This window comes from Terriglobales bacterium (assembly GCA_035651995.1).
GTDB lineage: Bacteria > Acidobacteriota > Terriglobia > Terriglobales > Acidobacteriaceae > DASRER01.
This window is the reverse complement of sequence record DASRER010000028.1, coordinates 132,219-146,656: the sequence shown is the minus strand read 5'-3', so window position 1 is coordinate 146,656 and position 14,438 is coordinate 132,219. Positions and strand designations below refer to the sequence as shown.

Annotated in this window: 14 protein-coding genes; 2 read left to right on the top strand and 12 right to left on the bottom strand. The window is 65.8% G+C overall.

The window, feature by feature from the left end; genetic code table 11:
* The coding region (locus VFA60_10765) for an IS5/IS1182 family transposase (protein HZQ92264.1) at positions 1-127 on the top strand (127 nt) is incomplete at its 5' end.
* Between the two features lie 8 nt (positions 128-135).
* Here VFA60_10765 and VFA60_10760 read toward each other — a convergent pair.
* The 6 genes from VFA60_10760 to VFA60_10735 all read right to left on the bottom strand — a co-directional run bounded on the left by VFA60_10760 (position 136) and on the right by VFA60_10735 (position 6,279).
* Positions 136-933, bottom strand: a complete 798-nt coding sequence (locus tag VFA60_10760) for a base excision DNA repair protein (GenBank protein HZQ92263.1) — start codon at positions 931-933, stop codon at positions 136-138.
* 69 nt (positions 934-1,002) lie between these two features.
* A complete protein-coding gene (locus VFA60_10755) occupies positions 1,003-2,226 on the bottom strand; it encodes a P1 family peptidase (protein HZQ92262.1) in 1,224 nt (407 codons plus the stop codon).
* Positions 2,227-2,340: 114 nt separating this feature from the next.
* A complete protein-coding gene (gene era / locus VFA60_10750; protein HZQ92261.1) occupies positions 2,341-3,249 on the bottom strand; it encodes a GTPase Era in 909 nt (302 codons plus the stop codon).
* A 189-nt stretch (positions 3,250-3,438) separates the two neighbouring features.
* On the bottom strand, positions 3,439-4,707 hold the full coding sequence (locus tag VFA60_10745; protein HZQ92260.1) for a hemolysin family protein: 1,269 nt from the start codon (positions 4,705-4,707) through the stop codon (positions 3,439-3,441).
* Complete coding sequence (gene ybeY, locus VFA60_10740; GenBank protein ID HZQ92259.1) at positions 4,704-5,135, bottom strand: rRNA maturation RNase YbeY; 432 nt, start codon at positions 5,133-5,135, stop codon at positions 4,704-4,706. The genes VFA60_10745 and ybeY overlap by 4 nt, the downstream gene beginning before the upstream one ends.
* A gap of 58 nt (positions 5,136-5,193) precedes the next feature.
* A complete protein-coding gene (locus VFA60_10735) occupies positions 5,194-6,279 on the bottom strand; it encodes a PhoH family protein (GenBank protein ID HZQ92258.1) in 1,086 nt (361 codons plus the stop codon).
* Between the two features lie 329 nt (positions 6,280-6,608).
* Between VFA60_10735 and rpsT the strand changes: the two genes are divergently transcribed.
* Positions 6,609-6,878: a 30S ribosomal protein S20 gene (gene rpsT, locus VFA60_10730; protein HZQ92257.1), complete on the top strand. Its 270-nt coding sequence runs from the start codon at positions 6,609-6,611 to the stop codon at positions 6,876-6,878.
* A gap of 190 nt (positions 6,879-7,068) precedes the next feature.
* On the opposite strand, the gene VFA60_10725 is transcribed toward rpsT, so the two are convergent.
* The 6 genes from VFA60_10725 to VFA60_10700 all read right to left on the bottom strand — a co-directional run bounded on the left by VFA60_10725 (position 7,069) and on the right by VFA60_10700 (position 14,387).
* Positions 7,069-9,726: a choice-of-anchor D domain-containing protein gene (locus VFA60_10725; protein ID HZQ92256.1), complete on the bottom strand. Its 2,658-nt coding sequence runs from the start codon at positions 9,724-9,726 to the stop codon at positions 7,069-7,071.
* A 258-nt stretch (positions 9,727-9,984) separates the two neighbouring features.
* Entirely contained in the window at positions 9,985-11,115 is a 1,131-nt protein-coding gene (gene holA / locus VFA60_10720) for a DNA polymerase III subunit delta (GenBank protein ID HZQ92255.1), read from the bottom strand.
* Entirely contained in the window at positions 11,115-11,624 is a 510-nt protein-coding gene (locus VFA60_10715) for an LptE family protein (GenBank protein ID HZQ92254.1), read from the bottom strand. The genes holA and VFA60_10715 overlap by 1 nt, the downstream gene beginning before the upstream one ends.
* Positions 11,625-11,752: 128 nt before the next feature.
* Positions 11,753-12,850, bottom strand: a complete 1,098-nt coding sequence (locus tag VFA60_10710; GenBank protein HZQ92253.1) for an Asd/ArgC dimerization domain-containing protein — start codon at positions 12,848-12,850, stop codon at positions 11,753-11,755.
* A complete protein-coding gene (locus tag VFA60_10705; GenBank protein ID HZQ92252.1) occupies positions 12,850-13,722 on the bottom strand; it encodes a phosphatidylcholine/phosphatidylserine synthase in 873 nt (290 codons plus the stop codon). Before VFA60_10705 ends, VFA60_10710 begins: the two co-directional genes overlap by 1 nt.
* Positions 13,719-14,387: a phosphatidylserine decarboxylase gene (locus tag VFA60_10700; protein ID HZQ92251.1), complete on the bottom strand. Its 669-nt coding sequence runs from the start codon at positions 14,385-14,387 to the stop codon at positions 13,719-13,721. Before VFA60_10700 ends, VFA60_10705 begins: the two co-directional genes overlap by 4 nt.
* Positions 14,388-14,438 lie beyond the last annotated feature (51 nt).

Below are 14,438 nucleotides of genomic sequence, written 5' to 3'. Positions count from 1 at the left end.
CATCGAGCGTTTGTTCGCCTGGTTGCATAACTATCGCCGCGTGGTCACCCGCTGGGAGTACCACGCGGCCAACTTCCTCGGCATGGTTCAGCTCGCGTGCGTTCTGGTCCTGCTGAGACATTTATGAGATGGCTTCTAGTCTTTCCGCAGACGCAACGCGGAGTCGCTAGGCAAGAACCGGTGGAGCGGACACCCGCTGCACTCCGGCCCGCGCTTGTGACAATAATGCTTTCCCACCTGCACGATCAGGGCATGCATTTCGTTGTATCGCTGCGCGAGCTCACTCCGCCGCGCGGTGCTCATGCGCGAGGGTGGGTGCGCAGCCGGCACACGGGCTTCCCTGGCGCCCTTCGTGTGGTCCTTTGTGTCCCTTGTGTGCTGCTTTTGACTCTGGCCGCCCGATAGAGCGCTTTCAAACAGCGCCCGTATCTCCTCGTACCTCGCCTTCTCGGGCAGCAACCGGTGGCGCACGACCAATCGCCGCGTGTACGCGTCGACCACGAACACGGGATGGTTCGCCGCGTACAGCAGGATCGAGTCCGCCGTCTCCGGACCAATGCCGTTGAGTGACAGCAGCTCTTCGCGCAACTCCGCCGTCGGCCTTGCACACATCCGCCGCAGCGACCCGCCATAGTTCGCATCCAGGTGCGCGACGAACTGCTTCAGCCGCGCCGCCTTCTGGCGAAAATATCCCGCCGGCCGCACCAGTTGCTCCAACTGGGGCAGGGAAATCGCGCGAATCCCCGCCAGGCTCAGCACCCGCGCGCGCCGCAGGTTGGCCATGGCACGCTCGACGTTGGTCCACGCCGTGTTCTGCGTGAGGTACGCGCCCACGATCACTTCGAACCGCGACCCGGCCGGCCACCAGTGCTGCGGCCCCCAGGCGCGGGAAAGCCTGTGGTAGTAGCGGCGGATTTGGGCGCGTGACTTCAAGCAGTTGTTATTGATTTTAGGCTGTTGTGTGCTCGCCCATGTAGACAGCGCCTACGTTCGCGAAATCAATCACTTCGCAAGCGCCCGATGCTCCCGCAGAATCTCGATTGTCTTCTCCAGGGGCAGCGCCTCCACCGTGTGGCCGTTGCCGGTCACCGTCGTCGCGCGGAACAGCGAGTTGTAGATCGCCTCTTCGGTCGCCTCAATCGCGGCCAGGAACAGCGGCGACATGCCGTCGTTGCTGACCAGCGCCGCCGCCGCGGGCGCGCCTGCTCGAATGCGCGCCTGCGCCGCCGTGCTGAAGGCGATCACGTAGTCGCCCGACCCGTTCGATCCCGCCGCTCCCGTCCGCGCCATGCCCATGATCGCGCGGGCCGCCAGCCGCTTCAGGTTGCGCGCATCCAGCGGCGCGTTCGTGGCGACGACAATCATGCACGACCCGTCGGCAAGTGCGGCATTGCCCAACTGCGGGATTGCCGAATTGGAGGTGGCGCGGGCATTGGCGGGTTTGCAATTCGGCAATTCGGCGCTTCCGCAATTCGGCAATCGACTGCTAAATTCATCCATGAGGTAATACTTCCCCAGCTCCCGCCCCACGGGCGCGCCATTGATCGTGAGTACGCCGCCGAAATTCGTTTGCACCAGCACGCCCACCGTCCAGCCGCCAAGCTTCTCCGGCAGCTTCCGCGACGCAGTTCCAATCCCGCCCTTCCACCCGAAGGCGACCGTGCCAGTCCCGGCGCCGACCGCGCCCTCCTCCACCGGCCCGGGCTTGGCGCCCTTGATCGCCGCGAACACGTCTTCGCGCCCCACCGGGCGCGAGCGAATGTCGTTCAGATATCCATCGTTGGTCTCGCCCACCAGCGGATTGATGCTCCTCACGTCCTCGTTCCCGGGCAGGGCCAGCATGTAGTCAATCAGCGCATCGCCGACGCGCGGCCCGTTCAGCGTCGACGTCAGCAGGATGGGCGTCTCGATCTCGCCCAGCTCCTCCACCTGCGTCGAGCCCATCAGCTTCCCGAAGGCGTTCCCGACGAACACCGCGCCGGGCGTCTTTTCGCGAAACAGGTTGCCGCCGTGGGGCAGGATCGCCGTCACTCCGGTGCGGACGTTTTCCCCGCGGACCAGGGTCGCGTGCCCCACCAGCACGCCGGGCACATCGGTGATCGCGTTCAGCGGACCCGGCGGCAATATCCCAACCACCACTCCCGCCTCGCGCGCACGTGGACGCGCTTGCGCGGCGACCACCGTCGTCAGCAAGAGCAGCACAATCCATTTGTAAGCAGGTCGCATGGGCGGAAAAGGATAACTCAGCGTGGGTTGCCAGCGCGGTCGTGCCGCTGTATCAAAAGCAGCACACAAAGGACACGAAGGTCGCACGCAGGGCGCGAAGGAAACTGGAGGGGCCTAGGATCGGGAGCGCCAATCCAGCTCTTCGACAAATCCTCGCTGTTCGCGCCAGCCTTCGCGGACTTTCACGAACAGTTCCAGGAAAACCTTCACGCCGCAGCGGCGCTCGAGTTCGTGGCGGGCGGCGGTGCCGATACGCTTCAGCATCTCGCCGCCTTTGCCGATGATGATTCCCTTCTGGCCCGGCCGCTCGACGTAGATGGTGGCGGCGATGTGCGTGAGCGTGTCCTTTTCTTCGTAGAGATCGATGCCGACGGTGGCAGCGTAGGGGACCTCCTGCTTGGTGAGCATGAGGACCTTTTCGCGCACGATTTCGGCGGCGAGGAAGCGTTCGGGCTGGTCGGTGACCTGGTCGGCAGGAAAGTAGCGCGGGCCTTCGGGCAGCGCGCGGGCGACCTTGTCGAGAAGCACGTCAAGGCCCTGGCCGGTGCGGGCCGAGATGGGAATGATCTCTTCGAAGGCGTGGAGCCTGCTGTACTGCTCGATCATGGGCAGCAGTTTGGGCTTTTCGACCAGGTCCACTTTGTTGAGCAGCAGGAAGACGCGGCCGCCGGCGCGCTTCACCAGCTGAAGCGTGAACTCGTCGCCGCGGCCGAAGGGCTGCGTGGCGTCGACCATCAGCAAGATGAGGTCGCGGCCTTCGAGCGCGTCGTGGACCTCCCGCATCATTTTCCTGTTCAGCGCGGATTCGGGCTTGTGGACGCCGGGCGTGTCCACAAAAATGATTTGACCGGCCGGGCGGCCGGTCTGCGCGGGCAGGTTGACGAAGCCCTGGATGCGGTTGCGCGTGGTCTGCGGCTTGGCGGTGACGATGGCGATTTTTTCGCCGACGAGCTTGTTCAGCAGCGTGGATTTGCCGGCGTTCGGGCGTCCGATGATGGAGACGAAGCCGGAGCGGAAAGGCACAACTAATTCTTACCACGGATGAACACGGATGACACGGACAAGGCAACGGAGTTTGGTCCGTGTCATCCGCGAAGGCCCGTGGTGAGCCCCGGGTTTACTGCTCCTCTTCCGTGAGCGCCCCTTCGCGGACATCGTGGAGCGCGGCGCCGCCGGCGGCGCGCACTCGCCCGCAGGTTTGTTCCGGGAAAACTAAGCGCGAACTTTCTTGTCGGCGGGCTGCGCGGCGCTGATGCGCAGGCGCTGGACTTTCCAGGTGTCGGCCTCGACGACTTCGAAGCGCAGGCCTTCGTGCTCCACGACTTCGCCCACGCCGGGGATGCGGCCCATCAGCTCGTTCACCAGTCCGGCAACGGTGGCGGCTTCGCGACTTTCGGGGCGGATGCCGAACAGCTCGTTGAGGCGGTCCAGGTCCATGTTGCCGGGGACGATGTAGCTGCGGTCGCTCTCGCGGACGATGTCGGCCTTGGCCTCGTGCTCGTCGCGAATCTCGCCAACGATTTCTTCGACCATGTCCTCGATGGTGACCAGGCCGGCGACCGAGCCGTACTCGTCGATCACGATGGACATGTGGATGTTTTCGCGCTGCATTTCCTTGAGCAGCGAGCTGACGCGCTGCGACTCGGGCACGAAGTGCACCGGGCGCATGAGGCCGGCGACGGTGCGCGTGCGGGCCTCGGCGTCGGGGACCTGCAGCACGTCGTGCGCGAAGACCAGGCCCTTGATGTGATCAATGCTGCCTTCGTACACCGGCACGCGCGAGTAGGGCTTGGCGCGCAGCAGCTCGATGAACTGCTCGACGGTGGTGGTGAGGGGAACGGCGACGACCTCGGGGCGCGGCGTCATGACCTCGCGCACGGTCTTGTCGCCGAACTCGACGACCGACTGGATGAGCTGGCGGTCGCCTTCCTCCAGAATGCCCTCTTCGCGGCCGGCCTCGATGAGCGCGTCCACGGCTTCGCCGGGCTTTTCCGGCTCCTCGGGCGGGTGCTCCTTGGTAAGCGAGGCGACCGAGAGACAGAAGCCGAGCACGAGCGTGACCGGCATGGCCAGCCAGAGGAGCGCGCGCAGCGGCCACATGAAGTCAGCCAGCCAGGCGCCGCTGGTGCGGGTGAAGAGGACAAAGGGAACGAGCCGGTTGAAGATGACGACGATGAGGATGATGGCGACGGCGGCCTGAACGATTTCGCCGGCGCGCCAGGCGCCGTCGTAGAAGACGTCGTAGCCGAGCACGATCGCGATGGCGGCGGTGGTGAGCTGGGCGAGCGCGGCCATGCTGAGCGCGGCGCGCTTGCGGCCCACGCCCAGGCGCGGCTCGATGTTCTTCTCAAAGATCTCGATGTTCTCCTCGAACTCGCGCGAGAGGAACTTGCCCATCTCGGTGTAGAGCCCGTCGACATAGGAGACGAGGGTGAGGACGCCGAGGAGCAGCACCAGCGTGAGGATGAGGGGGAGGCTCATGCCGGGCCTCCGGCGCCGCGGTTGCGCGCGATGAGCGCCACCGGCAGACCGAGGCGGCGGCGCAGGCGTTCTTCGAGGCGCGCCATCCGGCCGCTGTCGCGTTCGTGATCGTGGCCGGCCAGGTGCAGCATGCCGTGCAGGATGAGGACCTTCACTTCCTCGGCGGCGGAATGGCCGAGACGCGCCCCCTGCCGCCTGGCGATGCCGGCGGAGATGGCGATATCGCCGCCGTTGTCTTCGGCAGGAAACGACAGCACGTCAGTCGGTTCGTCTTTGCCGCGAAACTTGTGATTCAGACGGCGCACTTCCCTGCCGCCGGTGACAAGCACACTCACCGGCCCGCGAACGCCAGCGGCGCGCTGTGCCCGCGCGGCGAAGCGCTGAAGGGCGGTCCGGCTGATGCCTCCGAGTTTGGTTTCGAGAATCACGCTGCAAATGGAACGGGAGGGCCCAGGAACTGCCCTCCCGCGGGAATTGCGCACTGCGTTAGTCCTCCGCCGGGAGCTTCGACCGGCCGTTCCCCTCGCCCGCAGTGAAACCATTCTCCGGCAAGATGAGTTCGCTGGAAGCCGGCTGCTGGGGCGGCGCGCCGTTGACGGCGCTCAACTCGAGCGACATTTGCGTGTCCTGCTTCGGCTTCTGCTCGTCATAGGCGCGGATGATGCGCTGCACTAGGTGATGGCGCACGACGTCGCTCTCATCGAAGTAGCAGAAGACGAGACCTTCGACGCTTTTGAGCACGTCGATGGCTTCCAGCAGCCCGCTGCGGCGGCGGTCGGGCAGATCGATCTGCGTGATGTCGCCGGTGATGACCGCTTTGGCGTTGAAGCCCAGGCGGGTGACGAACATCTTCATCTGCTCGGTGGTGGTGTTCTGCGCCTCGTCGAGGATGATGAAGGCGTCGTTCAGCGTGCGTCCGCGCATGAAGGCGATGGGCGCGACCTCGATGATGTTCTTCTCGAAGTAGCGGTCCACCTTCTCGGGATCCATCATGTCGTAGAGCGCGTCGTAGAGCGGGCGCAGGTAAGGATCGACTTTTTCCTGGAGCGTGCCGGGCAAAAAGCCCAGGCGCTCGCCGGCCTCGACCGCCGGGCGGGCCAGCACGATGCGGTTCACGCGCTTGGCGGCGAGCGCGGCCAGCGCCATGGCGACGGCGAGGTAGGTCTTGCCGGTGCCGGCCGGGCCGATGCCGAAGACCATGTCGTTCTTCTCGATGGCCTCCAGGTACCGCCGCTGGTTGATGCCCTTGGGCTGGATGCTGCGTTTGCCGACGGCGCGCTGGCGTCCCGCTTCGGCGAGTCCGCGCAGGGTGGCGTTCGCGTCGGAGGTGAGAATGCGCAGCATGGAGCCGAGATCACCGTTGGTGAAGCTGTAGCCGGAGCGCTGGAGGTGGTCGTAGTCGGAGAAAACCTGCTCGGCGCGGGCCACGTCGCGGGCGGCGCCTTCGATCTCAACCGAGTCGGACTTCAGGGCGATGGAGACCTTCAGGCCGTCTTCCAGCAGGTGCAGGTTTTCATCACGAGTGCCGAACAGGGTCTCGATGTTGGGAGTGATCTCAATGTTCTTCTTCATCTAAGCTCTTGGGGCCGCCTCCGGGGCAAAAACACAATGGCACGAACGCGCGCACGATCCGGGGTTGGGATGGTAATGAGAAGGTGGGCGCCGACGGGTCGCTTCGGCAGAAGCAACAAACATTGGGCGTAGCCTACCTCTACCAGGTTGGCCAGTCAACATGAGGACGTTAACCGTCGCGAATACCCCACCTGATTGAATTAGATGTGCGCGGCGGGCGCCGGGAAGCAGCCGGAAGCTGGAAACTGCGGTTTGACCGCGGCATCTGCTCTCACGTAGAATAAGTCGGTTCGGTCAATCAGCTCAAAGACTTAGGAAGATCAGCAGAAATGGCAAATCATTTTTCGGCGCTCAAGCGAGCGCGCCAGACAGAAGTTCGTACCGTCCGCAACCGGGCCCACGCCTCGCGGCTGCGCACCGCGCTCCGCCGGCTGCGTGACGCCCTCAACGCCGGCAACCTGGAGCAGGCACGGCAGGCGTTTGGCGGGGTGGTGTCGGTGATCGATAAGTCGGCCAGCAAGGGCGTTCTGCACAAGAACACCGCGTCGCGCTACAAGGCGCGCCTCAGCGCGCGGCTGAACAAGCTGGCAGCCAAGTAAAGCAGCTTCAAAGTTTCAGGTTCCGAGTTTCCCGTTGCGGCAGGCCTTGCGACCTGCCGTTTTTACTTTTTGTCCCGCTCTTTGGAGAACTGAACGGTCGTTACCCCGCGTTCGCGCCGCCAAGAACGCGGCCGAACGTGGGGCGCCCTCGCGCGTTGTTTTGGCGGAGAGCGGAAAGGCGACAGCGTTCCTATTGCGGTTTCCCTTTGATCACCGGAATGGCCGAGAACGGGCCGAAGTCGTCGAGCAGGGCCACGGCCGACACCGGCGCCGTCGCGCTGATGATCATCGTGCCGACAAAGTTTGCGTTGGGGAGCACGGGCCCGAACAAATCGGGCGCAGCCAGATCAACCGCCGTCTGCGAGTAGGCGCCGATGGTGAGCGTCCTGGCGGCGACGGTGGCGCCGTTCGGGTCGACCAGCTTCATCGTCACCGTGTTCGTCTGTCCGGAGACGTTGGCGAGCGCCAGGCCAACGGTGCGTCCGATGTTGGCGTTGGCCGGCTTGGGCTCAAACTCCACCGGCAGCGTGAACTCGGTGAGCTGCGGCGGGTCGTTAAAGCCGACTGTGTTGACGATGGCCGGCGGGCCGCCGCCCAAACTGATTTCGAAGAACACATTCACAGCGATTGGCGCCTGCGATCCGATCGCCATCCAGCGAATGATGGTGGGGCCGAAGCGCTCCTGCTCCGACGTGACAATGCGCATGCTGCCTGAGCCCGCGAGGCCAACGTTGCTGGCTTCCAGCAGCGTTCCCGACTGGTCGATGGTATTGATGCTCAGCGTGTTGTTGTTCACGCTGAGGTTGACGATGGTGATCTTGGTCACGAATCCCCCGCCCTTCACGATATGAGGCACGATGGCCACAAACGGCGTGGTGGGCACGGGGCCTGGGAGGATCTGCAGGCTAACCAGGTTCGATGGGCCGCCGCCGGGCGAGGGATTCAATACGATGATGGCGGCGGTAGATGCGGTGGCGATATCGTCAGCGGTGATCTGCGCGGTGAGCCGTGTTTCGCCGAGCACCGTCGTAGGCCGCGGGCTTCCGTTCCAGCGCAGCACGGCGCCGGTCACGAATCCCGAGCCGTTGACCGTCAGCGTAAACGCGCCGCCGCCGGCCAGCAAGACCGACGGGCTGAGCGAGTTCACGACCGGCACCGGAGCGGCCGAGAGCGAGACGCCGGTGAGAGCGACGGTGTGCGGGCTGCCCGGCGCGTCGTCGGTGATGACCAGCGTGGCCGTGCGCGAGCCGGCCGAAAACGGCGAGAAGACAACGTTGATGGCGCAACTCGCTCCCGGCGCGAGCGTTGCCGGGCAAGGATTGGTTTGAGTGAACTCGGCGGCGTTGGCGCCGGCGATGGCGATGCTCGCGATGTTCAGCGCGGTGGCGTTTGCAGCGTTGCTGATGGTCACCGTCTTGCCCGCGCCGGAAACGCCGATGACTTGCGTCCCAAAGTTGATGCTGGCGGGCGTGACCACCGCGACAGGGACGACGGAATTCACCGTGAACCATGTCCCGCTGAAAATCTGCCGGCTGGCGCCGCCGGCCGGGACGGTGTTGCTGGTGTACTGCGGCGTGGTGGGACACTGCTGGCCTGGGGGAACCGGTGATGGACACGGCTGGTTCAGCGGGAACTGCGCCTGGTCGTCGCCGTTGAACGCTTTGGTGACCGTGGGCGAAATGAACGCCGAGATGCTCGCGGTGCCGAAGCCCGAGGACGAGCCAATCTTCACGCCGATGGCGGGTGTATTGCCGGTGCTGCCGTCGTCGGGCAGCAGCGCGGTGTTGACGATGAGCGTGGCTTGGGCGGCGCCGTTCGCCGTCGTGTCGTAAACCGCGGTGCATGAGCCGGGGCCGACGCAGGGCGCGGGCTGGCCGCCGCGCGCGGTGAAGATGATGCCCGCGCCGGGCAGCAGTCCGGGCTGCGCCGACGTGCTCATGCTGCCGGGGAACGTGATGGTGACGCCGGGCGGAACCGAATCGGCGCGGAAGACGAGACTGGTGGCGCCGTCTGGGATGTCAGCGATCACGCCGGTGTTGGAGGGCAGGCGAAACGCGGCGCCGAAGTTTTCCGCGAATCCGAACTGCGCCGGGTTGGCGAGCGTGGCGTTGGCGTTCTGCAGTCCCGTGCCGGAAAACCTGAGCCCGGCGCCGAAGGCGATGATGGGCTTGACGTCGCCGACGATGACCGCGGCGGGCGTGCCGTTGAGCGCTCCCTGAGTGGCGGAAATGCGCGCAAAGATGCCCGGTGAGGTCGGCAGGCCTCCCGGCCCCGCGAGCAAGGTGGCATCGGCGCGCAGGTTGCGAATGCGAATGGCGGAGCCTTCCAGGCCCGTGGTCAGGTCTCCAGGGCTTCCGCCGGGCAATCCACCGAACGTGCCGATGGCGAGGCTGATGATCGTTTGCGGATTGCCGTTGGTGGCGTTGGCGACGGTGGTCGTACTGAAGACGGAAAACGGCGGGCCGACCGGGGGACATGAGCCCTGGCCGGGATGAAACTGGCAACTGTCATAGATATCCAGAACGGCGCCGAGATTCACGTCGAGATCGGTGACAGCCGGAATGGTAATGCGCGCGTTGTAGGTGAGCGTGATCGTCTGGCCGGGCTGGAAGCAGGAGGGCGCCACGCCGTCGTCGTAAATCAGAAGATCGGCGACGCGCTCGGTCAGGCCTTCGGCCGAAATCGGAAGACCAATGGAGTTGCCGGCTACATTGGGCGCGGGCGTGAAGACCAGGCCCACGTTGGGATTGTTGGCCGTGTCATCGGCGATAAAGAAGTTGCTCTTGAGGAAGGTGACGGCCTGGACTTTGCAGTCGGCCTGCGCCCGCTGGGCGGCGAACGCACACACAACTAGCCCAACTGCGACGGCGACTGCCCGCACTCGGCACATTGGCTGGCCCTCTGCTCCCCTGGGAGAACAGGTATTCTCACCGACGGCAGAGACTCTGACAACGGGAAATCGCTGCTGGCTGCCAGCTGCTGGCCAAACCCACGACCGGAGCCGGCAGAAGCAATCCGGACGAGGTAAATAGCGGTGGTCGCTTGGCGCTGACGGTGCGAGCACGCAACAGCCAGCAGCTGGAAGCCGGCAGCCAGCAGCGCTGTATCACACGCTCAGCTCCTCCTGCTGCCACACCGCCCCGGCGGGCGTGGCGGGTTCGGAGGCGAGGGCGAGGACCAGGTTTTCCAGGACCAGGCGGCGGCTGGGCGGGCTGGAGCGGAGCCGCAGGTCGGCGCGGGCGATGAGGCGCAGGGCGCGGGTCAGTTCGCGGCGCGACTTGTAGCGGCGGGCCTGGCGAATCACGTCGTCAGCGGCGAAGGGCGGCACGCGGAAGCCCTGCCACATCGCCTGGTAGAGCATGCGCGAGTCGCGCACGTTGCGCTCGCTGATGACCAGCATCTGGCGGAAGGTCTTGGCCAGCATGTAGAGGTGGCCGATGGCGGCTTCGTCGCCGTCGCCGCTGCTGAGGATCGCGTCCAGCGTGGCCAGGGCACGGACGCGGTCTTTCGCCGAGATCGCGTCGGTGAGCTCGTAGAGCGAGCGCTGCTTGGCGGCGAGGACGAGCGTTTCCACGTCGCCCAGGGTGACGCGCTTGCGCTCGCCGGCGTAGAGCATGAGTTTTTCCAGCTCGGAGGCGATCATCATCATGTCGCTGCCGAGGGCGTCCACCAGTTCGCGGGCGGCGTCTGGCTCGAGCTTGACGCCGGCGGCTTGCGCCGTCTCCAGCGCCCAGCGCACGGCTTCCGCGTCCTCGACGCGCGCCAGTTCCACCATGCCGCAGCATTCGCCGAGCGTCTCGCGGATGCGCTCGTAGCGGTCGCGGTCGCTCAGCTCCATGCGGCGGGCGTCGGCGGGAATGGAAATGTGGTCGGCGATGAAGACCAGCATGGCGTCGGGGTTGGGGTCCTTCACGTATTCGGCGATGGCGTCGAACTCCGCCTCGTGCGAGCCGCGGGTGTAGAGCGACTTCACGCCGCGGATGAAGAACACCTGGAACGGCGCCATCAGCGAGGGCGTTCGGGCGCGGTCGAGGATTTCGTGGAGGCTGGTTTCGCCGAGTTCGAACTCGTAAACGCTGAACTCGCGCAGGTCGGGCGGGACCAGGTGCTGGAGGATGGCGTCGCGGCAGCGGCGGCGGAAGAAGGCTTCGTCGCCGATGAGGACGTAGGCGGGGCGCAGCTTGCGGGCCTTGACGTCGGACTCGAACTTTTCCGACGGCGAGAAGGCACGCGGCATCAGTACGCCTCCAGGATGTTGCTCACCAGCGTGCGGGAGAAGTCGCGCGCCAGGCGGTCGAGCGCGGGTGACTGCTCCTCGAAGAAGCTGGAGATTTCGCGCGACACCTGGTACTCGTCGCGAAAAATGTAGTTCGGGTTCTGGTAGAGGATGGCGCCCTTGCGGTCCACCAGGCGCACGTCAATGGCGACGGTGACGAGCATGCTCGAAGCGCGGCCGGTGGTCGAGTCGAAGGTGAGAGGCGAGGCAGAGACGGCGATGACGTTGCCGTTCAGCACGGCGTCGGCATCGGCGCCGGGATCGCTGACCACGCGGTACGGCGTGCGGCTGCTGAACTCGCGCACCACGGCGGCGGTGAGCGTCTGCTCGACCTTGTAGGTGTGCGTGCGATTGGTGAAGGCCGGCACGGCGATGGTGTGAATGCTCTCGGGAATGCGGACGGCGTGGCCGGCGGTGTGGTAGCCGCAGCCGGTGGCCCCGAGCAGCAGCGCGGTCAAGACAAGGCACACGGTTGGCGACGCTCGGTGTTGTGCGGCAGTTGGCACTTAGCACTTAGCATTTGGCCGTCGAGGTCCGAGCAGGGCCGTCAGGGGCCAAATGCCAGGTGCTAAATGCCGAGACGTAGCAAGCCACGTCTCTACTGAATGCGCGTCTTCGGCGGCGGCGCGGTGCTGGTTTCGGCGCACTCGGCGGCGGTGAGCGCCGAAATCTTCAGATTGTCGGCCGCCGCCCACAGCCACCATCCCGCGGCGCGCTGCGGATCGCGGCGCACCGCGACGAGGATGTCGTTCTGTCCCGCGGCGGCGACGTTGGTGGGCGCGTCTTCGCTGAGGCGCGCCAGGCGCACGTGCTCGCCCGCCAGCGCCTGCGCAAAATCGCCCGCCGAGACGGCGTTTTCCAGCTCAATGTAAACGGAGAGCGCGTGCGAGTGGAAGGTCGGACCTTGCAGCAGCATCAGCGAAGGCACAGGAAGGCGGGCGGGCTGCCCGGATGACTCGCCGCGGGTGATCTCGGCCAGGTGGCGCAGGACGCGCTTTTCCACGGATTCCAGGCTGCGCGCCGATTCGCTCCCGTAGCGCCCGAGAAGGTTGAAGGCAACCTGCGCGTCGAACACCGCCTTGGGCAGCTCCTGGAAAGAAAGCAGGTTCACGGTCTGCTGGTGGAGCTCGTCCATGCCGCGTCGTCCCTGCTCGCTGGCGGGCTCGAAGATGACCGAGACGGCGGACTTCAGCGCGGCAGCCTTTTGTGCGCGCGCCAGCAGCATGGCGAGCACGATGGACGCGGGATGCGCGACGAGCACGATGTTTGAGTTGGCGTGCGCAGTCCGGCCCAGCTCGCGCTCCACCCAGGGTGAGCGAATGGCCGCGCCGGGCTCGTCTTCGAGCGCGTAGGACATGTCGATGACCACGCTGCCGGCGTCGCGCGCCATCTTCCAATGGGAGGCGGTGAAAGGCGCTTCGGAAGCGAAGAAGGTGAAGTCCACGTGCTCGAACTGCTCGGGCTGGACGCTCTGGATGAAGGTGGCTTCGTCGCCGACGGCATCGAGCTGGCCGAGCGACTCGTCGTCGTCGAGCAGGCGGACGTCCATCGCGGGAAATTTGCGCTCCTCGAGGACGTCTTTCAGCTCCTTGCCCTTGAGGGTGGCGGCGCCGACGATGGCCACGCGGCGGAGCGCGTCCCAACGCGCCATGTCGTCGGCGCGCGGCGGTCCGGATTTGGGCTTGGGGACGGCCATCAGCGCATCTCGCTGGCTTCCTCGTAGGCCGCCGGCGCGGCCTGGCGGCGACGAAGCACATACGCCAGCCGCGCGAACACGCCGGACAGCATGTAGGTCAGCGCCAGGAAGAACAGCACGAACGTCGAAAAGTACCAGATGCCGCCGATCAGCAATCCGATGAGAAGGATTCTATAGAACGGGTGGCGCGCGCGCAGGTCAATGTCTTTGAAGCTGTAAAAGCGCCAGGTGCTGACCATGAGGAAGCTGAGCGCGACAACGAATGCGGTCCAGACGGCGGCCCACCACCAGGTGTCGAGCGGCACGCCGTTCCAGAAGTGGACGGCGGCGGCGATAGCGCCCGCGCCTGCCGGGATGGGCATGCCGACGAAATACTTGCGGCCGGGACGCCCGGGATTCGAGGGCTGCGGGTTGAGCTGAATGTTGAAGCGCGCCAGGCGGCTGGCGCCTGCCATCAGAAACATGAAGCAGGCGATGACGCCGATCTGGACGAGCCGCACACGCAGGTCCGGCTGCGCCATGGCGGGCAGCATGCGGAAGCCCCACAACCAGGCGAGCATGGCGGGCGCGACGCCAAAGGTGATCACGTCGGCAAGCGAATCGAGCTGCTTGCCGAAGTCGCTGGTGGTGTTGGTCATGCGCGCGATGCGGCCGTCGAGGCCGTCGAACAGGATGGCGAAGCCGATCGCCTTGGCCGACCAGTCGAAGTGCCACGGCTCGGTGGCGCTGCCCTGAATGGCCTGCGAGAGAGCATAAAATCCCGCGGCGATGTTGGCGGTGGTGAACAGCGAAGGCAGCAGATACATGCCCTTGCGGAGGCGGCGGCGGCGGCGCACGTCGTCGCCCGGCCAACTGCTGGAGGGGGCGTTCACGCGCGCGCTCCGGCGGGCACGCGGTCAGACTGCGGCCGCGGCTGCGAACCCGGCGCCTGCGCCTGTCCCAGGATGCTCGCTCCGCCGCGCACGCGCTGGCCGACGGCCACACCGGGCGTGACGCCGGGGCCGAGGATGACGTCAACGCGCGAGCCGAACTTGATCATGCCAACGCGCTGGCCGCGCGCGAGCTGATCGCCCACCCGCGGCGTGAATACGATGCGGCGCGCCAGCAGCCCTGCGATCTGCTTGAAGACCACGGTCTGGCCTTCGCCTTCGACGGTGACGATGTTCTGCTCGTTTTCTTCGGCGGAAATGGCGCCCATGGCATTGCCGAACTTGCCGCGACGGTACTCCACATGCCGTACCACGCCGGAAATGGGCGAGCGGTTTACGTGGACGTCGAAGACGCTGAGAAAGATGCTGATGCGGTGGCGGGATTGTCCGCCGACCTGCACGGTGGAAACGTCGGTGACTTTGCCGTCGGCGGGCGAGACCACGGCGCCGGCTTCGGCGGGAACGGCGCGCTCAGGGTCGCGAAAGAACCACATGAAAAATGCCGCCGCGGCCAGCGCCGGCACGGCGTACCACGGCCCTGCCAGCCACCCCAAAAGGAGCGCCGCCAGCGCCATGCCAACCCCGTAGTAGATGCCGTCGCGGACCATTCCCGGCTTCGATTATATCGGGTGAATCGCTGACCGGTTATTGCACAATTC

Excerpts from the sequence above, each read along its gene's own strand:
- VFA60_10735 (HZQ92258.1), bottom strand. The coding sequence starts at position 6,279 with ATGAAGAAGAACATTGAGATCACTCCCAACATCGAGACCCTGTTCGGC.
- VFA60_10710 (HZQ92253.1), bottom strand. The coding sequence starts at position 12,850 with ATGGCCGTCCCCAAGCCCAAATCCGGACCGCCGCGCGCCGACGACATG.
- rpsT (HZQ92257.1), top strand. The coding sequence starts at position 6,609 with ATGGCAAATCATTTTTCGGCGCTCAAGCGAGCGCGCCAGACAGAAGTT.
- VFA60_10755 (HZQ92262.1), bottom strand. The coding sequence starts at position 2,226 with ATGCGACCTGCTTACAAATGGATTGTGCTGCTCTTGCTGACGACGGTG.
- VFA60_10700 (HZQ92251.1), bottom strand. The coding sequence starts at position 14,387 with ATGGTCCGCGACGGCATCTACTACGGGGTTGGCATGGCGCTGGCGGCG.
- VFA60_10745 (HZQ92260.1), bottom strand. The coding sequence starts at position 4,707 with ATGAGCCTCCCCCTCATCCTCACGCTGGTGCTGCTCCTCGGCGTCCTC.
- holA (HZQ92255.1), bottom strand. The coding sequence starts at position 11,115 with ATGCCGCGTGCCTTCTCGCCGTCGGAAAAGTTCGAGTCCGACGTCAAG.